The sequence below is a fragment of the Gayadomonas joobiniege G7 genome (assembly GCF_000300815.1).
Classification (GTDB): Bacteria; Pseudomonadota; Gammaproteobacteria; order Enterobacterales; family Alteromonadaceae; genus Catenovulum; species Catenovulum joobiniege.
In genome coordinates this window covers 40,429-65,329 of the sequence record NZ_AMRX01000008.1, presented here as the reverse complement: position 1 = coordinate 65,329, position 24,901 = coordinate 40,429, and the positions used below count along the sequence as shown (strand labels likewise).

The 24,901-nt window shown below is 41.1% G+C and carries 19 protein-coding genes; 12 read left to right on the top strand and 7 right to left on the bottom strand.

What is annotated here, in order from left to right; genetic code table 11:
* Positions 1-176 precede the first annotated feature (176 nt).
* Positions 177-1,910 (bottom strand): amidase, encoded by a 1,734-nt coding sequence (locus C727_RS18665; protein ID WP_017446491.1) that lies wholly within the window; start codon positions 1,908-1,910, stop codon positions 177-179.
* A 383-nt stretch (positions 1,911-2,293) separates the two neighbouring features.
* Here C727_RS18665 and C727_RS0115095 point away from each other — a divergent pair, with 383 nt between their 5' ends.
* The 4 genes from C727_RS0115095 to C727_RS0115080 all read left to right on the top strand — a co-directional run bounded on the left by C727_RS0115095 (position 2,294) and on the right by C727_RS0115080 (position 10,309).
* Complete coding sequence (locus tag C727_RS0115095) at positions 2,294-3,280, top strand: zinc-dependent alcohol dehydrogenase family protein (protein ID WP_017446490.1); 987 nt, start codon at positions 2,294-2,296, stop codon at positions 3,278-3,280.
* Between the two features lie 298 nt (positions 3,281-3,578).
* A complete protein-coding gene (locus tag C727_RS0115090) occupies positions 3,579-7,097 on the top strand; it encodes a TonB-dependent receptor (RefSeq protein ID WP_017446489.1) in 3,519 nt (1,172 codons plus the stop codon).
* Between the two features lie 22 nt (positions 7,098-7,119).
* Entirely contained in the window at positions 7,120-8,658 is a 1,539-nt protein-coding gene (locus C727_RS18660) for an Ig-like domain-containing protein (RefSeq protein WP_017446488.1), read from the top strand.
* A gap of 193 nt (positions 8,659-8,851) precedes the next feature.
* Complete coding sequence (locus C727_RS0115080) at positions 8,852-10,309, top strand: catalase (RefSeq protein ID WP_017446487.1); 1,458 nt, start codon at positions 8,852-8,854, stop codon at positions 10,307-10,309.
* Between the two features lie 43 nt (positions 10,310-10,352).
* On the opposite strand, the gene C727_RS0115075 is transcribed toward C727_RS0115080, so the two are convergent.
* Positions 10,353-10,901: an NADPH-dependent FMN reductase gene (locus C727_RS0115075; RefSeq protein WP_017446486.1), complete on the bottom strand. Its 549-nt coding sequence runs from the start codon at positions 10,899-10,901 to the stop codon at positions 10,353-10,355.
* Positions 10,902-11,019: 118 nt separating this feature from the next.
* Here C727_RS0115075 and C727_RS0115070 point away from each other — a divergent pair, with 118 nt between their 5' ends.
* From C727_RS0115070 to C727_RS0115040, 6 genes are all read left to right on the top strand, one after another.
* A complete protein-coding gene (locus C727_RS0115070; RefSeq protein ID WP_017446485.1) occupies positions 11,020-11,598 on the top strand; it encodes an exopolysaccharide biosynthesis protein in 579 nt (192 codons plus the stop codon).
* Between the two features lie 17 nt (positions 11,599-11,615).
* Positions 11,616-12,590, top strand: coding sequence for a mechanosensitive ion channel family protein (locus C727_RS0115065; RefSeq protein ID WP_017446484.1), 975 nt, complete (start codon positions 11,616-11,618; stop codon positions 12,588-12,590).
* 88 nt (positions 12,591-12,678) lie between these two features.
* On the top strand, positions 12,679-13,329 hold the full coding sequence (locus tag C727_RS0115060; protein WP_017446483.1) for a TetR family transcriptional regulator C-terminal domain-containing protein: 651 nt from the start codon (positions 12,679-12,681) through the stop codon (positions 13,327-13,329).
* Between the two features lie 525 nt (positions 13,330-13,854).
* On the top strand, positions 13,855-15,102 hold the full coding sequence (locus tag C727_RS0115050; RefSeq protein WP_017446481.1) for a pyridoxal-phosphate-dependent aminotransferase family protein: 1,248 nt from the start codon (positions 13,855-13,857) through the stop codon (positions 15,100-15,102).
* Positions 15,103-15,105: 3 nt separating this feature from the next.
* Positions 15,106-16,368, top strand: coding sequence for an allantoate amidohydrolase (locus C727_RS0115045; RefSeq protein ID WP_017446480.1), 1,263 nt, complete (start codon positions 15,106-15,108; stop codon positions 16,366-16,368).
* Complete coding sequence (locus C727_RS0115040) at positions 16,352-17,725, top strand: 8-oxoguanine deaminase (protein WP_017446479.1); 1,374 nt, start codon at positions 16,352-16,354, stop codon at positions 17,723-17,725. Before C727_RS0115045 ends, C727_RS0115040 begins: the two co-directional genes overlap by 17 nt.
* A 44-nt stretch (positions 17,726-17,769) precedes the next feature.
* Here the strand turns inward: C727_RS0115040 and C727_RS0115035 are convergent, their stop codons facing one another.
* From C727_RS0115035 to C727_RS0115020, 4 genes are all read right to left on the bottom strand, one after another.
* Complete coding sequence (locus tag C727_RS0115035) at positions 17,770-18,765, bottom strand: isopenicillin N synthase family dioxygenase (RefSeq protein ID WP_017446478.1); 996 nt, start codon at positions 18,763-18,765, stop codon at positions 17,770-17,772.
* Between the two features lie 82 nt (positions 18,766-18,847).
* A complete protein-coding gene (locus C727_RS0115030) occupies positions 18,848-19,633 on the bottom strand; it encodes an ABC transporter permease (RefSeq protein WP_017446477.1) in 786 nt (261 codons plus the stop codon).
* Positions 19,630-20,451, bottom strand: a complete 822-nt coding sequence (locus C727_RS0115025; RefSeq protein ID WP_017446476.1) for an ABC transporter ATP-binding protein — start codon at positions 20,449-20,451, stop codon at positions 19,630-19,632. Before C727_RS0115025 ends, C727_RS0115030 begins: the two co-directional genes overlap by 4 nt.
* A 4-nt stretch (positions 20,452-20,455) precedes the next feature.
* Entirely contained in the window at positions 20,456-21,448 is a 993-nt protein-coding gene (locus C727_RS0115020; RefSeq protein WP_017446475.1) for an ABC transporter substrate-binding protein, read from the bottom strand.
* A 420-nt stretch (positions 21,449-21,868) separates the two neighbouring features.
* On the opposite strand from C727_RS0115020, the gene C727_RS0115015 reads away from it, so the two are divergent.
* The gene (locus C727_RS0115015) at positions 21,869-23,224 is read left to right on the top strand and encodes an amidohydrolase family protein (protein WP_017446474.1); all 1,356 of its coding nucleotides are present in this window, start codon (positions 21,869-21,871) and stop codon (positions 23,222-23,224) included.
* Positions 23,225-23,243: 19 nt separating this feature from the next.
* Positions 23,244-23,723 carry a deaminase gene (locus C727_RS0115010; protein WP_017446473.1) on the top strand — a complete coding sequence of 160 codons (480 nt, stop codon included), beginning with the start codon at positions 23,244-23,246 and terminating at the stop codon, positions 23,721-23,723.
* A 32-nt stretch (positions 23,724-23,755) separates the two neighbouring features.
* Here the strand turns inward: C727_RS0115010 and C727_RS0115005 are convergent, their stop codons facing one another.
* Complete coding sequence (locus C727_RS0115005) at positions 23,756-24,691, bottom strand: isopenicillin N synthase family dioxygenase (RefSeq protein WP_017446472.1); 936 nt, start codon at positions 24,689-24,691, stop codon at positions 23,756-23,758.
* Positions 24,692-24,901: the final 210 nt, after the last annotated feature.

Here is a 24,901-nt window from a genome sequence, read left to right as displayed (position 1 = left end):
AATCGATAAAGCGACAAGCCACTAATTTAACACAGCAAACGTTTAGCGCCGATGATTATTTAATATCTTTTAAGCCAGCTGAAAACGAGATTGACCCATTAATAAAAAAGCTAAACAACCTGGTTGTTTAGCTTTTTTAGTTATCTCACCATTTTAATTATGATTGGTTCAAACCATTAGTTTTCTTCTGGCAGACCATACTCTACATAAGACCGTGCTGAGATAGTTTTAGCACTTGTTGATAAAGTTTCTGAAGATAAAAACTCAGGTTCAATACGCGCTGAATAATGCGATTCGTATGAATGAGCCAATTTGATCAAAGTCGCTTCGTCAAATTCACGTGCTAACATCTCCAAGCCAACTGGTAATGGTAAAGTGCCTTCGATATCACTGTAACCAACAGGTAGAGTGATCGCAGGATAACCACTAAATGGGCTTAATCTGTTATTGGTACCTGAGGTAGTTGGTGATCGTCCTAGCTCGCCAGCTAGACCTAAAATACTTGGATAAATAATGACATCTAGTGGTTCTGCTAATGAATTACCCAATTCATCTGTCTGATCCAGAGTTTGTGTGATTCGGCTACGTACATAATCAGGGCGCTCATTAATAACCGTTAAATATTCTTCTTCTTCCCAAGGATCGTCTAAGTTTAAATAGCGGCTTTCGTATGAACTATTAAAATACAAACCGTCTGTATACATACCTTGGTTATATAAATCAGCCATAGTGGTTGGGTGATTATCGATATCAGACGGCCAGCTTAATAAATAATCTTCAAGACTCGTTTCAAATTCATAACGAGACAAACTGTAATAACGTGAAACAATATAATCTAAATCTGGAATATCAACTTCAACAATAACAGCACCCATGGCTTTCATGTTTTCGATTGCGTTTTCCATTAAACGATTTACTTCTAATTGCTCTGGTGTGTCACCCGGTGCAAACATATCTCGAACAACACCAATACGAGCGCCTTCGAGCGCATCAGCATCTAACTTGTAACCATTTTCTGGCACATTGGTAATGGCTTTATATTGTGCTTCATTGGTAATTAATGGTGCTATTTTTGCAAATTCCTGCCGTTGACCACTGTCCTTAGCTTCGTCATAACCAGTTAGTACATCTAAAAACACAGCACAATCTGCAACCGTTCGACAAATCGGCCCAGCGGTGTCTTGGAAAGGTGCAAGTGGCATAATACCGTTTTGCGAAACTAAGCGCATTGAGGGTCGGATACCCACTAAACCTTGTACTGAAGAAGGTACACGAATAGAGCCCCCTGTGTCTGTTCCTATGCCAACAACGGCCATATTTGCAGAAACAGCGGTTGCTGTACCAGATGAGGAACCACCCGGCCCTTTGCTAATATCGTATACGTTTTTAGCTTGCCCACCTAAAGTACTGCCACCGCCATAACCCAAAGCGTATTCGTGCAGGTTCGCTTTACTAATAATGATACCGCCCTCGGCTAAAATACGCTGAGTGATAAAAGCATCATAATCTGGCTGTGCCCCAGCAATAGCCCCACCTGTGGTCGGCAAATCTTTTGTATTTACGTTATCTTTAAGGGTAACAGGCACACAGTGCATTTTACCAGTCAGCCCTTCTTCGGCATATGCTTCATCTAATGCAATCGCCTGCTCGATAGCTTTATCGTTTAAGGTGATAACCGCATTTAAAGCAGGGCCTTCTTTGTTGAGCGCATTATTACGTTCAACATATTGTTCAATAATACTTTCACAGGTAGCCTCACCGCTTTCAATTGCTGAATGGATTCCAGCAATAGTGATTTCAGAAATATCAATAGGTTCTGGGTTCATGGTTTCCCCAGCAGGATCCGAATCACTGCTATTACAGGCCTGCAACAAAGCCACTGCGGTTAAACTTAATAGATGTTTTTTCATATTTTTATTTTCCGTGTTTGTTGATGTCTAAATCGTTAAAGCAAACAACAGGCCAAAAAACAAATACAAGACAAATGTTAAAATATAAAACGAACAAATGTAGTGATTGGTAACAATGATTCCGCAGGTTGCTAGCAATTTTGGTATTTATGAAATTTTATAAAGGATATAAAAATTAACTTATTGCTAGCAATATTAACCTTTCTTTTAAACTGCCCATTGTTCGGTCACAGTGCAATCTGCCCTGCAAAACGGCAACTAATTTTTTTAACCGTCAACAATCTTTCAATAATTTTTTGAAACTGATTATCTACATCCCAGGTTCTTAAAAAACTAGCTTAGTGTAAATTGGTATCCAATTTAGCAAACCTGAGGAATAACAAATGAAAGCAATGATAATTAAAAGTTTTGGTGACAGCTCAGTATTTGAATCCGCTGAGGTAGAAAAACCAGAGATTAAAGCGGGACATGTGTTGGTAAAAATCGCCGCGACCAGTGTCAATACAGTGGATACCATGATCAGAGAAATGGGCGAAAGTTTGCCATTATCCCCTGCGTTGCCCGCCATTTTAGGAATGGACTTTGCCGGCACGGTTGAAGCCGTTGGCGAAGGGGTTGAGCAATTTCAGGTTGGCGATCAGGTATATGGTTGTGCTGGTGGTTTAGCCAATTTACCAGGCACACTGACTGAATATATCAATGCAGATGCGGATTTAATTGCTCATAAACCAACACGGTTATCTATGCGAGAAGCCGCAGCAATACCATTAGTCGGCATTACGGCTTATGAAGGTTTACAGCGCAGCCAGATCGCGGCGAATAAGTCCGTATTAGTGCATGGCGGTTCAGGCGGTGTTGGTCATATTGCCATTCAACTTGCAAAACACTGGGGAGCACAAGTTTTTTCAACTGGCGGTGGAGATGAGCAAATTCAACTGATTGAATCCCTAGGTGCTAAAGGTATCAACTATAAAACACAATCTGTTCAAGATTATGTTCAGAGCGCCACAAACGGACAAGGTTTTGATATCGTCTTTGACTCTGTTGGCGGCGAAAATATGTTGAACTCTTTTGAGGCTGCAAAGTTAAATGGTCAAGTTGCCTCTACCGTCGCTTTAGTCTCATTGGATCTGAGCTTAGCTCACTTAAAGGGCCTTTCATTACATGTGATCTTTATGCTTATACCTATGTTACACAATGCAAATCGTAAAACCCACGGAGCCATATTAAAAGATCTGGCAGCAATTGTCGGTCAAGGTGCGCTTAAACCAATAGTAGATGAACAGCGTTTCACATTAGCTGAGGTCGGTAAAGCCCACGATCACCTCTCCAGTGGCAAAGCAAGAGGTAAAGTTGTAATCGACATTTAATACAATGGCATGCCATTAGCTGGCTTCTGGCATGCCGTTTTTACATATACAAAAACAATATTTCAAAAAAGAACATTCTCATCTAATATTATCCGTCCTTTTGAAAAATGAGTTTCCATAGTTAAAATTCATTGTTCTAAATTTCAACATATTAGAAATATATACACATAAATTTTATATCTTTACACATTTTTATAGTGTAACCCCTTTAAAAATATATTTAATTGTATACAATCCACCAGTTCATTTATGAAATTTACAATTAAAATATAATTACACATCTAATATGGGGTTAAAAATGGTCAAACAACCAATTATCAAACCTGTCCATCTTGCGGTGATCGCTGCTCTGTCTAGCCAATCGTTATACGCGGCTGAAAACACAGAACGTGAAAACCTTGAAGAAAACAAGAGTGACGAAAAAATTGAAAAAATAGAAGTTAAAGGGTATAGAGGCAGTATTTTAAAAGCCATTAGCCAAAAACGAAACTCAGATACCATAGTTGATTCAATTTTTGCCGAAGATATAGGTAAGTCGACCGACCAAAATATCGCGGATGCTTTATCTCGGGTGACAGGTGTTACCGTACAAGAATCAGATGGCGAAGGTACACGTATCTCAGTTCGTGGTGCAGGTGCTAACTTAAACCAAGTCTCCATTAACGGGGTTGCATTAACCTCAGGTTTAAATGGTGATGGCGCTAACCCAGTTGCTGACCAAGCCGTGGATCTAAGCACCTTTTCGTCGGATATGCTAGCGTCAATTGATGTAGTAAAAACGCCCAGCGCCGATCATGATGAGGGTTCTTTAGGTGCTAATGTTATTTTACGCACAGTTAAACCTTTGAATGTGCAAAAAGATCGTCGCAGTTTATCCATTCAAGGTCGCTATCATGAATATGCGGGTGAATATGATAGAAAGATTTCAGGCACTATTACTGAAAAGTTTTTTGACGATCGATTTGGTATTGCACTTACCGTTGCCGACGAAACGCAAGAATCTCGCACCGATAGAATTTCTGGCGACTGGTTAACCCCATATCAAGTCGTCCCTATTCAGGCTGGCACTGCCGTTGATTCAAAAACCGGTGAAGTAATCAGCGAAGATACTTCAGCCATTATCCGTAAAACGTTAAACTATGGGCTTAATCAAAACTCACGAGATCGACTTACTGTTAGCGGTGGTTTTCAATTTTTACCCACATCAACAACAGACGTTCAACTTGACTTAAACTATAGTAAAACAGAATCTCATACAGACAATCATTCGATCAATGTTCGTGTACCCGATCTCTGGAGTAATAAGCAAAAATTCAACCACACCGAAAGTGAAGACGGTCAAGCTGACAGCCCTAATTATTGGGTCGTAAATCAAGATTCGCATACAATCACTAAATCATTAAACCGTTTTGGTAATGGCGGATTTACGCGCAGTGTTGGCGGTAGTATTAATGAAAACTCAGTTGCCTCTTTAGCAATTAAACAATATATCGGAGATACACTTACTTTAGACGTTAAAGCGGGTTATTCAAAAACTGATTTTGAATCTTTACCTAACTCAAATGTTGGCACCGCAACCTGGAATTCATTACCTCAAGAAGCGCTTGATAAAATCCCAACCGAGCAATTAGAACCCGTAGGTTATGACTGTACGTCTGGAAAATGTCAAATGGTCGTTTCAACGGGTGCGTTCACCTATGTACCGGGCGGTGTTAATAACAATCAATCGAATGAAGCGACGGGTGGTTTTAACCCATTAGACCCTTATATGTCACATGTCGGTTATATGGCAAAATATGATAATAATACGACCGACATCAATAAGTCATTGTTTGTTGATTTAGATTGGGATCTGGACGGAGATCATTTCAACAAAGCCGAATTTGGTGTTAAATATTCACAGCGTGATAAAGATGTACGCACTGTTTATAGCTTTATCGACAATACAGAAACGGTTGTATTTGATCCTGAGACTGGTCAACCGATACGTGGCCAAAAACCAGCGGATATTGCAGTCGTTAATATCTTATCGGGCGAAAACTTTCCTTATGACAATTTTATGGACGGTTTAGTCGCAAATGACCCGCAATACTCCAACGAATTTATGAATGGTTGGTTAATGCTTGATTCGGACAAAGCTTTTGAACAAGCATTTGCAATTGACGATGTTGAACTAGCGACAGATGATAGTGGCAGCCGCCGTATTCAAGTGGATACCACCTCTTTATACGCCAAACTCAACTTTGAATTTTTGGATAGTAAACTACGCGGTAATATCGGTTTAAGGTACGTTGAAGATGATGTTCATTCGGTAGGTAACCCAACCATTGAATATTTTGGCGGCCCAGAAATGATGGACGGCAGTGAATTAATTTATATAAAACAATTGGCCAACGAACAATTATCAGCTTGTCCAGAATTAAACGCCAGCAACCAAGGCGAATTTTTAACCAGTGAAGATTACCCTTGTTACGACTATACACTCACTCATAACTTTACTAATTGGAACCAAACGACCAATCAAATCTTAGAAGTTAACTATGATGAAAATGGCATGGTCACAGACATAGTGCAAAATGATCCGACGGCAAATGGCTCATGGCGCTCTTGGTGGTCAAACTACCGCCATGGCGACACATCAACTCAAGATCAATTTGCTGAAGAAATTTACGGTGAAGAAGTCGCAGCACTTAACCCCAATGCCATGAGCCGACGTGTCTATAGCGATACAGGTGAAAACAATTATAGTATTTTATTACCGAGCCTAAATTTAAATTATCTATTCTCAAATGAGCTAATTGGTCGCTTTGCGGTATCCAAAACCATGTCACGTCCGATTATGGACCATATTGCGCCGGGTTTTAAAGCGCAAGAAATGATTTGGAATGATTTTGACCGTGTTGAGGTGTTTAACCCTAAACTAGCCCCATTAGAATCAAATAATTTAGATTTATCGATCGAATGGTATTTTGATAAAACCGGCATGCTGTCTTTAGGTTATTTTATGAAAGATATGAAAAACCTAGAAGAACAAGTGACTGATACCTTTTATTGGAACGACTTTAGAACCGATTATGAACGAGAAACACTTGATATAGCGGACGTACTAATCGCAAAAGATGAAAGCATGATGGCTTACGATCAAGTATCGGAAAGCTATAACTGTATGCCGCACCGCATGGCGTTTGACCAAATGAAAGCCGGTATTCGCCTCGGTTGTAAAGACATTCAAGCCAAAGTATGGCGGAATGCCTCTGGCGCCACCACGCAAGGTATTGAGTTTAACTACCGCCAAACTTACGACTTTTTACCGGGTGCATTAGCAGGTTTGGGCGCTGAGCTTAACTACACCTATGCAGAATCTGAATCAGACGCAGAAGTTTTGCAGATTCAAGGCTCTGAATTAACTGGTCGCGAGTTAAAATCCTTGCCACAACCTTATACACCAAAACACAGTGCAAATATGACCGTATTTTGGGGCTATCAAGATCTAGAACTTAGATTAGCAAATCGCTATAACGGCATACAGCTAGTTAACCGTGGTTTAGATAATGGGGCTTCATGGCAAGACGCTAAAAACCGACTGGATTTCACTGCTAATTACAAAGTGAGTCAAGATATTTCCGTTTCGTTACATGCACTTAATTTAACAGATGATACGACCCGTACCTTCTTTACCTCAACCTCTATGAAACTGCACGATGGCACTATTTTGGATGAAGGCAACGCGCTTGATAACGATGTCGACACATCAAGAACGTTAACCGAATACAAAACTGGCCGTATGTATCGTGCATCTGTACGAGTTAACTTTTAAGGGGTAACTAGGAGAATTCATTATGACAACAAAAATGATTAAAAATTTATTATTCACAGTTGCCATAGCCGCAACACTTAGCGCCTGTGATGACCACAAAAACGAAGGAAATGGAAACTTCTTGGCTTCAGAGCCAGTCACTATTGATGGCCCGTTAAAAATTGACCTAACTGAAGAACAGGGGATCGTAGAAGCTTCTTTATTAGACGGCGTCAGCAATCCAAAAGCCGATGGGGTGATCTACACGAGACAGCTAAATTATTACGACACCGATGAAAACGACGATCCTTTATATCAAGGTCCTGCCCTACCTAACGGCGCTATTCGTAAACGCGAAGAGTTTTTAGTGATAGATACCAGCATGTGGCAAAACTTGTTGGCCTATCAAGAGACTGCAGTTTATAATTTTGATTATTTAATTGACAATGGCGCAGACGATTCCGTATTACGCAATATCCAAGTCACTATTACAGGGACTGAAGATAAAGTTGAACAAATCGTTATACAACAAGGTAGCGAAGCCAATGTTGCCATTGATTACCCGTTGCAGCTATCAGCTACCGTGTTACCACAAAAAGCAACTTTTAAAACCGTTAGTTGGGAAAGCTCAGCAACCGATGTTGCCACCGTTTCTGAAACAGGTTTAGTCAGCGCGGTGAAAGCAAACGCACAAGCCACTATTTCAGCGATTTCTGCTGATGGGGAAGTCCAAGCAAACATTCTAATTAATACAATCGAAGAGCCGACTGAACCATTAGGGCTTGATATTTATTATCAAGAACAAATTGTCTCTGGCAATCTTATTGATTTGGGTGAAGGGACACAAATTCAGCTAAGTACTGCCTTATTACCTGAGGGACTTGGCTTTGATAACCCAATTGAATGGTTTTCGTCAAACCCAAACGCGGCCACCGTTAGTGACACTGGTTTAGTAACTGGCATTGCAAAAGTAGAAGGCAGTGCCATTATTAAAGCGAAAGTTAAAGACTCTAGCGTTGAACAATTAATTGAGGTTAACTTAACTGACAACCCCAATTTATTGTACAACACCAACTGGAATTTTGAATCTGGCGACATTGCTCCTTTATTAATAAACTCACCAGAAAAAAATACCGGCACCGCAGAAGTCTGTGCAGAAGCTGCCTACGAAGGTGATTATGGCTTATGTGTTAACTCTAACTCAGGCAAGGTCTCTTTGTACTTTCCTGAATCGGCATTCCGCCAAATCACTTTTGAAAGAGACGCTATTTATGCATTTAACATGATGGTTAAAATCAAAAGTGGCGGTGGCGGTGGAGGCGCTGCTTTTTTAAGTGACAAAGCAAAAGGGGTTCAAGTGTTTTCCCATGTTGCTGGTAAAACTTGGTGGTGGAAAGGCCCGGTTGATGATTTTGCGCAAAATGGCGATCAATGGGGACAAGTGCAAGTATTGTTTAAAGGCACAGATTTAACCGACAAGTTAAATGACGGACCTGAAAGTGGGGACGTTAGATTGCATTTTGAATTGCAAACGCCTAACCGATTATTTTATATAGACAATATTCGTTTTATAAAACAATAAACCCCATTTCACATCTTCCCAAAGTCAATACCAGCACCTTAGGGTGCTGGTATTTTGAGCAAACTTTTCTACCATTATTGATGCAAACTGAACAAACCCTCGCTCAGTGATCCTCGGGCAACTTTGTTCGGTAGAAAGCAGGATAATTTAATTAAATTATGCCTCAGTAGATATTTTGTATCAGGAGAAAGTTATGCAAAACCAAGATAAAAAACCGACCACCACGGATTCAGGAATAGGTGTCAACAGTGACGAACAATCGTTAACCGTTGGACCTGATGGGCCAATTTTATTGCAAGATAGCTACCTCATTGAGCAAATGGCCAATTTTAACCGAGAAAAGATCCCAGAGCGGCAGCCTCACGCAAAAGGTTCAGGCGCCTTTGGTCATTTCAAAGTCACCCATGATATGAGTGCTTTTACCAAAGCTGCAGTTTTTCAGCCTAATACAGAAACTGAAGTGTTAGCTCGCTTTTCAACAGTTGCTGGTGAACTTGGCAGTCCAGATACTTGGCGGGATCCACGAGGTTTTGCACTTAAGTTTTATACCTCTGAAGGTAACTATGATATGGTCGGCAATAATACGCCAGTCTTTTTCATTCGTGACCCGATGAAATTTCAACATTTTATTCGCTCGCAAAAACGTCGCTCAGACAATGGATTGCGCGATCATGATATGCAATGGGATTTTTGGACTCTATCACCTGAATCTGCTCACCAAGTGACTTGGTTAATGGGTGATAGAGGTATCCCAAAAACTTGGCGACACATGAATGGCTATTCCAGCCATACTTATATGTGGGTAAACGCAAAAGGTGAGCGTTTTTGGGTTAAATATCATTTTAAAACCAATCAAGGCATTGAATGTTTTACTCAAGAAGAATCAAACGAAGTGGCCGGTATTGATGCCGATTATCATCGCCGTGATCTATTTGATGCAATCGAAAAAGGCGATAACCCAAGCTGGACATTAAAAGTTCAAATTATGCCATTTGAAGATGCAAAAACGTATCGCATCAATCCATTTGATCTAACCAAGGTCTGGCCAAAAGCGGATTATCCATTGCATGAAGTCGGACAACTCACGTTAAATAAAAACCCGGTAGATCATTTTGCACAAATTGAACAAGCAGCTTTTCAGCCAAATAATTTGGTGCCAGGCATAGGCTCAAGCCCGGATCGCATGTTACTCGCACGTTTATTTTCATACGCAGACGCGCACCGCGCGCGAATGGGTGTTAATTATCAGCAGATCCCAGTCAATCAACCTAAGTGCCCCGTGCACAGTTACAGTAAAGATGGTGCCATGCAAACCGGTTTAAACCCGGATCCTGTTTATGCGCCTAACTCTAAAGGTGGCCCAGCGGCCGACCCACAAAAATTTCCGGAAGATGCGGTATGGTCAGCTGATGGTGAGTTTGTTCGTACAGCTTATACATTAAGAGAGGATGACGACGATTACAAACAAGCCAATGTACTAATCAATGAAGTTATGGACGATGCCCAACGTGAGCGGTTAGTCAACAATGTTGTTGGCCATTTAAAAGGTGGGGTAAAAGAGCCGGTATTATCCCGTGCTTTCCAATATTGGAAAAACATAGATCAAACGATCGGCGAGCGTATAGAAAAATCATACAAAACGAGCGAGTAATTAAAAGAAGTCAGATCAGCCACTGTGCTGATCTGATTGGACCTTATATGATCTGATCACTTCGTTCAACAAGTTCAGACAAGGTATGTTCTATGCCCCTGGCGAGTTCATCTGAGTTAGGTTGACCCTGCTCTACGTCAAATACTTTATAAAATTCTGCAACAGAATAGCTAGAAATGATCTCAGCACCAAAATGTGGCATAGAAGCTTTTGCTTGGCTTAAAACATTTTTTGCTCCCCCGGGCCCAGGGGATGCTGAAAATAAAATAACTTTTTTATCTTGATAGACCTTAGGTTGGATCCTAGATGCCCAATCAAACAAATTTTTATAAGCTGCGGTATAAGACCCATTATGTTCGGCAAACGAAATAATAAGATAATCTGCTTGATTCACTTTATTTAAAAAATGCTGCGCATTGGCTGGTTTGCCAATTTCTCTTTCTAGATCTTCACTGAACAATGGCAACTCGTACTCATTTAAGTCAATTAATTCAAATTCTGCCCTATTGCTGATCCTCTGTGAAATATATTTTAATAATTTTCTATTTATTGATTGGCGACTTGTACTTGCGGCAAAAGCAATAATTTTCATAACTCACTCCCCTTTTTTATAATTATTTTTTATACGTCAACAAAATTTAATAGATCCATTTTGTTTAATCTAGGTACAAATTAACGCGACAGCAAGCTTTAGGTTAAAGGAAACGAAAATGGCAAATCGAAAAAATTTAACTGACATTTTAGAGTCAATAGAAGAAGCTGGCGAAGGAAGAGAGACCAGCGTTGGCGAATTGCTTGACGAATTCTCAGGGCGCGGATTTGGTCCCCTTTTAATATTCCCTGCTTTAATCGCACTACTGCCCAGTGGAGGTATCCCAGGTGTTCCCACTGTTTGCGGTGTCCTTATTTTTTTAATTTCAGTACAACTGACACTGGGTCGCAAAAGCCCTTGGATACCGAAAAAATTAAAACAAATCAGTATAGAACAAAAAAAATTAGAAAAAAGTATGCAAAAAAGTAAAAGCATCACTCGCAAAATCGATAAGGTATTCAAACCAAGATTTGAGTTTTTTCAAAACCCAACAACGCAAAAATTAATCGCCATGAGTTGTGCTATCACAGGTTTATTAATGATCCCGTTAGAATTATTACCCTTTGCGGTTGCTATCCCAGCGTCAGCAATTACTTGTACCGCACTTGGATTGACCACAGAAGACGGCTTAGTGCTTAGCTTAGGATTAATAATGTCACTAGTGAGCATAGTCGCAGCTCTAACTGTTATTTTATAAATCAAAAAGGAGTCTCGATGTCTTTTGATAAATTATTAGAACAAGCAGAAGAAAAACTATTAAGCTGGTGGGAAGGTGTAGGTGCCATGTTACCCAATATCGCACTCGCCATTGTTGTTTTATTTATTTTTACGGTTACCTCAGGCTGGGTCGAAAAAGGGTTCCGCCGTTTATTAAGACGCTCGATAAAATCAATAGAAATACTTAACCTACTGTTAGCATTAATAAAAGTGCTTTATCTTGTGTTAGGGATATTTATTGCACTGGATCTAGTAGGTTTAAAAGGAACAGTGGCGTCATTGCTTGCTGGGGCTGGAATTATTGGCCTAGCGATAGGTTTTGCCTTTCAAGACATGGCTGAAAACCTGATCGCAGGGATATTCCTTGGTATCCGAAAACCATTTAAAGTCGGTCACATTATAAAATGCGGGGATATTTTTGGCACTGTCAAAAATATTAACCTTCGCAATACCATAGTCGAAAGCTTTTTTGGCCAATGGTTGATCGTGCCGAACAAAACACTGTTTAGAAACACAGTCACAAATTATTACATGACAGCCGAGCGTCAAATGGAGGTAGAGGTTGGTATATCCTATGCCGATGACCCTAGAAAAGCCGCTAAGGTGATACACGAAGCGATCAACAAACTCGACTTTGTGATAAATAAAGATTTAACCACTATATTTGCCGATGGGTTTGCCGATTCTAGCGTTATCTTAAAAGCTTGGTTTTGGTTTAAATATCCGGGCGAACCCGGCTACTTAGACGTACGCCATGAAGCCATTTGCACCATTAAAGAAGTATTAGAAGAAAATGATATTCTGATACCTTTCCCTATCCGCACCTTGGATTTTAATGCAAAAGGTGGTCAAACTTTGTCTCAAACTGAACTGCTGACTCGAGCCTCTCGGCAAGAAGACATTGATAGCGCTCATCAAACAGAAAAAGAAACGCGATCTCAACCCAGCGCTCAAGAGAATGGAGGAGAATAATAATAGAGTCAACTGGTCAGCTATGCTAGCAGTTGACCAATAGGTCAATTGCTATATGATAATTAAAAATTATATAAAAGGAAGCACCATGACCAATTTTCAGCAAAGTTCGAAACTTAAGCCGAACAAAAAAGAAATTGCTCGGCTTAAAAATCAAGCGTTAATTCTAAAAGCTGCAGAAACTATTTTTGCCAACCAAGGATACGAAGGCGCAAGCATGAATAGTATCGCTGTGGCAGCAGGTGTACCAAAAGCTAACGTTTTATATTATTTTAAATCCAAAGATAACTTATATGAAACCGTGCTTGAAACAATCTTAGCCGAATGGAACTTGGGGCTAACCGATATTAGCCGTGATGACGACCCCGCTCAGGCGCTCACCAGTTATATTGCACGCAAAGTAAGGTTAGCTTGTGAACAACCCATGAAATCTAGATTAATAGCCAATGAAATGCTGCGTGGAGCGCCTTTTTTATCTTCGCATATCCGCGAGTTTACACGCCCTTGGTTCCGGGGCAAAGTTGCAGTCATTGAACATTGGATTGAATCAGGCAAAATTCAGCCGATAAACCCCGAACATTTAATATTTATGATCTGGGCTAGTAGTCAATATTATGCCGACTACCAAACAGAGATCCTCATATTACAAAACAAACTTGAGTATGAAGAGCAAGATATCATCGAAATTACACAGTCACTCAAACAACTCGTTTTTGCTGCGTTAGGTTTAAGCGCCTAAACAAAATATTTTTTTAAAGATAGGTAATTGCACCATGTTAGGCCCCCGTGATGGTGCAACCTCCCCATAGCTAGCAGCCGCTTTCCCCTTTCATAACCAAAACTGACCAATTGGACAGGTTTTTATTGAGTGGCACTTTTTTTGCTGTATATTTGAATCGATAACCGATTGAGGTAGCTATGACTGCAATAAAGATCTTGTGGCGAGACACAATTCTCAAGAAGACCAGCTTAAATTCAAAATTACATTTACCATGTTTATCTAGCAGAACTGTGTATGTCAGCCAATTTATATTATCTAGATTCACTTATTGCGACTTTAAAAATTATTTTTTGCTGGTACCCAGCAAAAAAACGAAACATTGGCTTTTTTGCTTCGAAATATCAGCAAAATCCTTCAACAAAAAGATACCCGTTTAACAGACGTTCATATTATTCAAAGTGCTTTAACTCAACTGAAGCACAGTGGTAACCAATTATATCCGCCACCGGCGGTTAACTCATTTTATTCGGAGATACATTACTCATGCCTGATTACGATATTCATACTCTACAGCCGCCGACAAGATTATTAATGGGTCCAGGCCCGATCAATGCCGATCCCCGTGTTCTACGGGCTATGTCTCATCAATTGATAGGTCAATATGATCCAGCGATGACAGGTTTTATGAACGAAACAATGGCTCGCTATCGTCAAGTATTTCAAACTAAAAATCATTGGACATTGTTGGTCGACGGGACCTCACGAGCAGGTATTGAAGCCGTGTTGGTATCAGCATTAAAACCTGGCGATAAGGTTTTAGTACCTGTAATGGGCCGTTTTGGGCATTTGTTAGCTGAAATCGCCCAACGAGCACAAGCTGAAGTTCATACAATTGAAGTACCTTGGGGGCAAGTATTTACCCCTGATCAAATTGAAGACGCAGTCAAAAAAATAAAACCCAAACTATTGGCTATGGTGCAAGGGGATACTTCCACAACAATGAATCAACCGCTTGAGCATATCGGAGCCATATGTAAAAACCATGACGTATTATTTTATTGTGATGCTACCGCATCGATTGCTGGCAATACATTAAAAACGGATGAATGGGGGTTGGACGCTGTATCGGCAGGTTTGCAAAAATGTTTAGGAGGCCCATCTGGTTCCTCACCTATCACTTTAAGTGATTATTTTGTCGAGCATATAAAAAAACGTAAGCGTGTTGAGGCTGGCATTCGAACAAACGCGCATATCGATGGCGTAGAACCTATGATTAGATCCAACTATTTTGATTTAGTAATGATTTTAGATTATTGGGGTGAGGAACGTTTAAACCATCATACCGAAGCAACCAGCATGTTGTATTGCGCATCTGAATGTGCCCGAATATTAAATAATGAAGGCATTGATAACGCCGTTTTCAGACATAAATTGCATGGTCAAGCCATGTTACACGGGGTAAAAGCTTTAGGTTTGAAAGTTTTTGGTGATCCACTTCATAAAATGAACAATGTAGTCGGTGTTTATATTCCCTCTGAGGTTGACGGTGATGCTGTGCGTCAGCAAATGTTGACAGATTTTGGCATTGAAATCGGAACCTCATTTGGCCCCTTGCACGGAAAAATTTGGCGTATTGGCACCATGGGTTATAACGCTCGAAAATCGGCCGTGTTGCAAACCCTCGCTTGTTTAGATGCTTGCTTACAGAACAATGGTTATCGGGGGCCAAAAGGAGAAGCCGCCAAGGCAGCCATCGACTATTACAAGCTTCAACCGAGCCAAGGAGAGTAATACATGCTCACGCTACAAGAAGCCGCCCGCAGTGCCCAATCGGCGATTCAACATTGTGATCAGCTAGCGGCCATCAGCGAATACCCAAACGGCATATTAAGACAATATCTAACCGAACAACACCAAGCTGCTAACCAGCTAACGGCCGAATGGATGAGTCAGGCTGGCTTGCAAACATGGCAAGACGAAGTCGGTAACCAATGGGGACGTTTACCGTCAGCACAGCCAGGTGCCAAACGGCTTTTGTTGGGATCACACTTAGACACAGTACCAGATGCCGGTCGTTATGATGGTATATTAGGCGTTATGCTCGCTATAGAGGTTTGCAAGTTAATCCGTGAAAAAGGCATCAAACTTCCGTTTCATGTTGATATTGTAGGTTTTGCAGATGAAGAAGGAACACGGTTTGCGACCACTTTAATAGGATCACATGCTATTGCTGGAAATTTTAAACCTTCGTGGTTGCAATTGATAGACAAAGATGGGGTGAGCTTAGCAACCGCCCTTGAACATTTTGGTTGTGCGCCCGATCAAGTCAAATTAGCGCAAATAAATAGCAATGATTTAATGGCTTATCTAGAGGTTCATATCGAACAAGGACCTGTGTTAGAAGCGAACGAACTAAGTTTAGGCATAGTCACTGCCATTGCTGGCGCTAAACGCGCAAATATCACTTTTACCGGTCACAGCGCGCATGCAGGCACAACACCAATGAACCTGCGACAAGACGCCGTTTCAGGCGCTAGTGAGTTTATCTACACGACCGAACAGTACGTCAAGACACTGAAAAATCAGGAAGTTGCAACTATCGGTCAAGTGCAAGCATACCCAGGGGCAACGAATGTGGTCGCTGGTAGCGTTAAAATTAGCCTAGATGCCAGAGCACAAAATCAAGACGATTTAGATGCGCTAACCGATAACCTACAATCATTAGCAAAAACAATTTGCCAGCAGCGTAACCTTAACTTCGACTGGCAGTGGACTCACGACGCTAACGCAGTGCAATGTGCGCCCGAACTGCAAGACTTATTTGCTTTGAGTTGTCAAAAACATCAAATCGATTATATAAAGTTGCCAAGTGGTGCAGGTCACGATGCAATGGCCGTCGCCGCCGTTTGCCCCGTTGCCATGTTATTCATAAAAAGTCCCGGCGGGATTAGCCATCACCCTGATGAAGCTGTTGATATCACAGATGTTAGCAAGGCTTTAACTGTGTTTTTTACCAGCGTCATTGATTTAGAGAGTTATTATGTCTCAAAAGAATAATGGCCTATTATGGTTGAAAAAGCCAAAAGCGATTTTCACTGCCAACCAAGAAGATGCAGAGAATGGATTGGTCATAGATACAGTCACAGGAAAGATCGTCGAACTAATCGGCCGCAACGCTCAACCTAGCCACGCTTGTGAACGGATAATGGATGTCAGTGAGCTTGTTATTACACCAGGCCTTGTGAATACTCACCATCATTTGTACCAAACCTTGACTCGGGCCTACCCAAGTGCAATTAACAAACGTTTATTTCCATGGTTGCAAAGCCTGTATCCTGTATGGGCAAAATTACAACCCGAGATGTTAACTGCTGCGACTGAATTAGGGTTAAGTGAACTTATATTGTCGGGCTGTAGCACGGTTGCCGATCACCACTATTTGTTTCCAAACGCATTAACCGAAGCAATAGACATTCAAGTGGCTGCCGCAAAAAATGTCGGCTGTCGTGTTGTGCTTACCCGTGGTTCAATGAGTTTAGGTCAAGAAGACGGTGGCCTGCCGCCACAGTCCACTGTGCAAAAAGACGAACAAATATTAAATGACTCCGAGCGTTTAATAAAAACCTACCATCAAACAAGCGATCTTGAACATTCTGCTATGATACAAATTGCGTTAGCGCCCTGCTCGCCATTCTCGGTCACGACTGAACTAATGCGAGAAACCGCTCGCTTAGCCCGCAGCTATAATGTTCGCTTGCATACACATTTAGCCGAAACAGAAGATGAAAATCAGTTTTGTTTAAAAATGTTCGGGATGCGACCGTTAGATTATTTAGCGTCGGTTGATTGGTTGGCCAGTGATGTCTGGTTAGCGCATGGCATTCATTTTAATGACGAAGAAATCAGGCGATTGGGTCAACATAAAGTAGGTATTAGTCATTGCCCAAGCTCTAACATGTTGCTTGCTTCAGGGATCTGCCGGACCAAAGAACTGCAAGCAGCAGGCGCTGTTGTTGGGCTAGCTGTAGACGGCAGTGCTTCTAATGATGCCTCCAACATGATCCAAGAAGTTCGCCAAGCATTACTGATTAACCGACTGCGCTACCAAGCAGACGAAGTGACACACTTAGACGCTCTCTATTGGGCGACTAAAGGGTCTGCGCAATTGTTAGGGCGAGACGACATTGGCGAGCTTGCGGTAGGAAAACAAGCTGATATTGCATGTTTCAGTTTGTCTGGATTGCGCTTTTCTGGCTATCATGATCCGTTAGCCGCATTAATTTTATGCGGTGCTGATCAAGTGACTCATTTATTTTGCGCAGGTAAGCAATTAGTGGACTCAGGCCAGCTATTAACGCTAGATATTGAACAATTGGCTGCACGCCATCGTTTAATGGCTCAAAAATTAGCGTAAATAAACAGGAATAAAAGGGTGCGAACTCGCGCACCCCAAATTATTTAATTTTGATTAAAGTTGGCGTTGATACGTAACTGGAGATACTCTTCAGCAGTCATCGCTGGGTATTTTTTAGCTGGTCCTTCTATGACCACCTTTTTATTAGCCTGGCAGAAAAAAGCCATACTGTAGCGAGACGCTTGGGACTCTTCTGGTTTAGGCATGCGGACACGATGTAACGTCGATTTTAATTTATCATCACTCCACCTCATTAACATATCACCGATGTTACAGGTGATTACTCCAGTTCTGGGTACTGCATTGGTCCAACTTTGTTGTTCTTTCGCGTTTTTGCCGGCACAAACTTGCAAACCACCTTGCCCCTCTTTTTGAAACACCATAGTTAAACAATCAAAATCTGTGTGCGCACCCGCTCGCCATAATTTGGGATCGTTTGGCACTGTTTTCATCGGTAAATAATGCAATAACCTCAACGTCGATTGATAGTCTTGTTTTGATTTATCGTGTGCAATAGAAAAAAAATCTACCGGAAAACCTAATTTATCCGCAAAACAAGATAGTACCTGCATGCCAAGCCGCCAGCATCGATCTTCAAACGCCAGCATGTCCCGGCGAAAGTTCAACAAAACTGTGTCACTGGGCCAGCAGCCAGTCATATTCGGTACTGTGATTTGAAACGATTCTTTTTGATCTTGAGTACCTGTTGAAGGACGGATTTGACTTTTAAATTCCCAACCCGCATTTTGACCAGCTTTTAATGCGTTTTTGTTCTTAACCGCAGCTGGTAACGCAAAATAAGCTTCACTTTGCGCAAACGCATGTTCAATTTCTGAAATCGGGATTCCATGATGAATAAGCTGGAAAAATCCCACCTCTGCCGCCGCTTCCCATAACTGCTCGGTGATGATTTCACGCCGTTCATCAAAGTCTGACATATCGATTATAGGTATTTCAAAATCATCGTTTTCAATGCCTTGCCCACCGATTTTAGTCTCAAAATTCAGTTCGTCTAATTGATAGTTCTTTTTAATCGTCATTCATTTCTCCTTTAATTTACTTAAGGAGCAATGCCAGATCTGAATCAACCTTGCCGCTTCTACTCCGTGTATTTAAACCCAGTTAGGATTTTTCTTTATTTAACGTCCAAGCAAAAAAGTACTTTTGCACCCAATAAACCGTTTTAAACAATATCAAACTGACCACAGCTAAAAATATTAAAGCAGCAAAAGCTTGTGGTACTTTAAAAAATGAAGTTGAAAATTGGATAAAATAACCAAGTCCTTGCTCAGCTGCGACAAATTCTGCAACAACAGCACCAATAATCGCTAATGTTATTGCTACTTTCATACCGCTGAATATATGTGGTAAGGCGTAGGGTAACCGAATATAAAATATCTCTTTATAACGAGCTGCACGTAACGAACGAGATAAATCAATCAATTCTGGAGGTGTACTTAACATCCCTGTGGTTGCAGAAACCACCAAGGGAAAAAAGGTAATTAAACAGGTGATGGCTAGTCTTGGCCCTTCACCTGATCCAAACATGGTAATTAACAACGGTGCAATCGCCACCACAGGGGTTGATTGAATAACCACCAGCAGCGGATATAAGGTTTTAGATAGATATTTAGAACTCACCATCATCATAGCTAACGGGATACTAATACATAACGATAAAATAAAACCGAATAGCGCAACTCTTAATGTTGCCCACAAATGCATTACCCAACGAGCGCTTTCGACTTGCACAAAAGCGTCAAATATCATTGTCGGAGACGGCAAAATATAAGGGGGGAATTCAAACAGGCTGCAAACGAGCTGCCAGATCGGAATAATCAAGAGTAAACTAATTGCCGGTAGATAGGACTGCAAACGCTGTTTGAAACTGTTATTCTGCCCTCTCATAAATTGCTTACCTCTTGTTTAACCTTTGACTCATTGCTGACGACGGTGAATTCTCTAGGATGATATATCTGTTGGCGTATCCGATCTGAGTATTCGGCAAAGGCTTTTTCTTTAACCGTCTCGGCAGATCTAGGTCGAGGTAAGTCTATGAAAATTTCTTCACTTAAGCGGCCGGGTCGTGGACTCATAATCAGCACTTTGTCCGCCAATAACACGGCTTCTGTGATCGAGTGGGTTATAAATAAAACAGTTTTTGGACTTTGGTTCCAAATGCGCAGTAAATCAAAACCCATTTCTTCACGAGTCAGAGCGTCCAACGCCGAAAATGGCTCATCCATAATCAAAATTTCAGGATCTAATAACAAGGCTCTTGCAATACCAACCCTTTGTTGCATACCACCAGACAATTCACTTGGCATACGCTGAGAAAAATCATCCAATCCAACCATTTTAATCAAACTTAACGCCTGCTCTTTTTCCTTGCTGCTAATGCGCCCTCGTTTATGTTTTATTGGAAACATGACGTTTTCTAGCACATTGAGCCACGGCAACAGTGTGGGTTGTTGGAATACAATGCCTATTTCATCTCTTGGCTCTGTCACTGGTGTGCCAAAAATTTTAACTTGCCCCCCTGCGGGCCGCAATAACCCAGTTAAGAGTTTTAATAAAGTTGACTTTCCGCAACCAGAAGGCCCTACAACAGCCACAAATTGATGCTTTTCGATATGAAAATCTACATTGCGTAAGGCTTCTACCTGCTGGCCCTCATCAGTTTCATAAAAATGGCTGACCGAGTTAAAACTCACATAAGGTTTCATTGCCCTACTCCTCTATAAATCGGCGGTTAATTGCAGTTTCAGGATCCAATTGGTCTTGCGTATAATCTTGTGCAATCGCAGTTAACCGCCATGTTTCAGCTAACCTACTTTTTTCAAATACCCCTAAACCACTTTTTTTACTGATTTCATTAAATACTAACGCTTTGATCGAAGTGATAGTATTTGCGGCAATTTCGGCATCTACTTCAGGCACTTGCTGATGAATAATTTGCCCAGCCTCCTCCGGGTGTGCCCAGGTATATTCCACGGCCTGTTTAAAGGCTTTTAAAAATTTTTTTGCCACCTCAGGACGGTTTTTTAAAAAATGCTCACTGGCAACAATCGACGACGAATAAATATTTAAACCGACCGTATGCCACGGAATTATTGATACTTCGAGGCCTAATTTTTTTGCTTGGCCCGAGATAGTTGCAGAATCTGTTACCCATGACGTTATCACATCGACATTGCCCGACAACATCATTGGCGCTAAGCTTCCTGGATTGGCTTTGATATGATTGACCTTGCTCTCATCAACGCCGTTATAATTCATCATATAAGGAAAAAAAACATTAGATGAGGTGAAAGGCGATGACGCAACTTTTTTACCAAGCAAATCAGATACAGAGTTGATATTATTCTTTTTCAAACTAAAAAACGCGTAAGGCGCTTGCGAAAACAAATTCATGACACCCACGACAGGTACATCACCGGCTGCACGAGCCGCCAATAAAGCCACTATATCCGCCGAACCAATATCAGAATGACCAGCTGCCATTTTGGTTATGGCGTCTGTGGAGCCTCGCCCTTGTGCCACTTTTACTTCAATTCCCTGCGAAGCAAAAAATCCTTTTGCTTTGCCGACATACACTGGGGCTTTATCACCACCAGGCAGCCAATCTAATTGATAGGTTACTTTTTCTAAGGCGTAGGCAGTACTGGCTAATGAAAATAGTGTCGTCGCAATGACGGCTTGTTTGATGTGTTTTAAATTCATTGTATTCTCCGGTTAATAAATCAGGACCCAAGCAATGACCCGGTAGATACCTTACCTGTCCGCTTCTACTAGATACGCGTGACCTGTGTGCTTAGATGCAACTATTGAACCATAGGAAATAAAACTATTTGGAACAATAACTTACCTTAGATCGGTTAGACCATCTAAGCAGTTCCTTTGATACACAATGCACCAGAAACATGCAAATTTATGAATTCATCACCATCTAGATGCAGACCAACAGGTCAACTTGATTATTAGGATGGAATCTACAGAAAAATGCCAGCGAAGCGTAATCAAAAAAATGGGAATAAATTCATATAATTCATAAACTAAAGAACCATAAAACAATTAAAACTCACTGGTATTGGCCTATTATTTGCTTACTAAATAAAAACTTATCTTTACCACAAGGTTAAAATGAAATATCTCATAAAAAACGCAGATTACATATTTTCACAACCGGAAAAAACCGATATTCGAATCGATGGCAGTCGGATTATTCAGATTGGTAAAAATTTACTAATCAAAGAAGGGGAACAAGTTATAGATGCAGAGAATACCATCATCTATCCAGGTTTTGTAAATACACATCACCATATTGCCCAATCCGTTATTAAAGGGATTCCGACAGGCTTGAATCAGAACCTCAGTGCTTGGCTTGCTAGCGTACCTTATACTTACTGGCCACATTTCACTCCGGAACTCATGTATTGGGCTGCTAAATTAGGCTTTTATGAACAACTACGCAGTGGTGTGACAAGCTGCGCCGATCATCACTATTTGTACCATAAAAACACGAGTCAAGAATTGGAAGATGCAGTGTGGCAGGCTGCCGCTGAAGTGGGTATCAAGCTCGTATTATGCCGTGGGGGTGCGACCGTTCGTGGTACTCACAAAGGAATGCAAAAAAATAACATTGAGCCAGAATCTATCGATCTGGCGCTTAAACGCATTGATGACAGCCGAACTCGTTACCATCAAACAACAGCTGATGCGACTCAAAAAATTGTTGTAGCGCCAACGACTATTATGCACTCTGCAAAAGCTGACGATCTTAAATCTTTTGCAAGTTATGCTCGAAACCACAAATTACGGTTGCATTCTCATTTGCTTGAAGTGGATTTTGATGAACAAACAGCTCAGGAAAAATATCAAATGAGTGCGGTTCAGTTTGCACAATCAGTTGATTGGCTCGGTCCAGATGTCTGGTTTGCTCACTTAGTCAAAACAACCAACTCAGACATCAATGTCTTGGCTCAATCAGGTACAGGTATAGCCCACTGTCCGACCTCCAATTGTCGTTTGGGTAGCGGAATTGCGCCACTGCTAAAAATGCGGGACGCTGGCATGCCGATTTCTATTGGTGTTGATGGCTCAGCGTCGGCCGAAGCAGCGTCCATGTTACAAGAAATCAACCTCACTTGGTTATTACACCGAGCGGTAGGGGGGGCCAACGCAACTCACTTACAAGAATGTGTCCATTGGGCAACAGAAAGTGGTGCTAAGATGCTGGGCTTAGATAACGTTGGTCGTATCGAAGTCGGTCAACAAGCTGATTTAGTATTGTGGGATATCACACATTATCGTTATCAAGGGATCCACGAAAAAGCCTACGCACCGATAATGGCCGGAGAGCCTGCAAAAATTAAAATGAGCTTCGTTAATGGTATCCCCGTCGTTAAAGGTGGTGAGCCCATTAATCTAAGGTATTCCGAGTTAACTCAAAATTTAACTGAGCAAATTCAGCTCCTAAAAAACCGAATTTGCGCATAACTTAGAGGATAATCAAAGGATGAATACCGCAAACCGACAAACTTTCATTGACAACTTATTGGCGACGAATAACGTCGCCCAACAGTCTATGCATGAAGGACATCACCCGTTTGCCGCTATTTTGGTGGGCCCAGACAACCGAACGATTTTAATGACGCAGTTTAATATCGATACAGTCAATCACGCTGAAGCAACTTTAGCGCGGGCCGCCGCAGCCAAGTATAGTGCCAATTATTTATGGACTTGTACTTTGTATTCAACGGTTGAACCTTGCGCAATGTGTGCCGGTACCATTTATTGGGCAAATATTGGACAAGTCGTTTTTGCTATGACAGAAAAGCAATTATTTAAGTTTACCGGTGATCATAACGAAAACCCCACTATGGATTTACCCTGCCGAGACGTTTTTAAAGCGGGACAAAAAAATATCCAAGTAAGAGGGCCATATGCTGAAGTGGAACCACAAATCGCCGCGCTACACGAAAAATTTTGGAATTAACAAAGACGACTTCTAACGCCGTTTACCGCACTCTAATAAGTGCGGTTTAATTTCTCGAGCATATGCTCTGCCGTAGTGATCGCCGAATATTTAACCGGATTGTTTTTGCTTTGACAACTGTCAATACACTCAACAACAAAATCGGAATTGGGGCTACAAAAATAAGCTATAGAATACCTATCTTGATGGCGGCTTTCAGCCGGTTGACGAACACGATGCAAATTAGATTTAAGAACATCGTTTGTCCAGCGTTGCATCAAGTCACCTGTGTTGACCACGATACTGCCAGCGATCGGGGTGGCTTTAACCCAACCACTGTGACGAGACTTAACTTCTAATCCGCCCACTTGATCTTGAAACAATAAAGTAATGCTACCGTAATCCGTGTGAGCGCCGGCTCTATTTTGTTGCGCCTCCTCTTGAAAGTCAGTGGGTAAACCAGGATAGTGTAATAGTCTAAACGTATGCTGCCGTTTATCATGGGCTTTCACAAAAAACGATTCAGGCAACTCAAGCGCAAGTGCAAATGCTTCTAATACTCGGTCACAAGTATAGGTACAACGCTCTATAAACTTTCTGATTTGAGGTTTAAACTCGGGATAACGCTTTGGCCAACAATTGCCTTCTAAAGCTGTGGGCCGAATTTCAGTTGATATGTTAAAAGCCTCTTTTAAATCCGCTTTAGCTGTGGGATCTAAGGTTTCTCTTTTAACTGCAACGTAACCTTGGTTGCTCTGTGCATTTTGCCAAGCTAATTCATTTTTATCAGCTACGGGTAAATTAAAAAATATTTTAGAATTTAAAAATGCCTGATCGATCTCTTTTTTATCAATGCCAAAATTAATTAAATAAAAAAAACCCCAGTCTTGTGATGCTTGCATTATCTTATCTGCAACCGCTAATTTTTGAGCTAGTGTTCCGCTTAAAAAGTCGGAAAAATCAATAACAGGTAACCTTTCTTTAATCATATAGTGTCCTAATCATATCTCTAACAAAGATTTTTAATGTTCAGCCTGATGTCATGTGATCAATTTGTGGTTTTAACCACAGGCGTTACACCTAGTGTAAAACCTCAGCCCGTTTTTATTTAAACGAGTTAATTGCAAAGTATTGTTTATATCGACAGTCTTATTAGCACCAAAAAATAACCTATTGGTCAAGTTACAAGTTCGATAAAT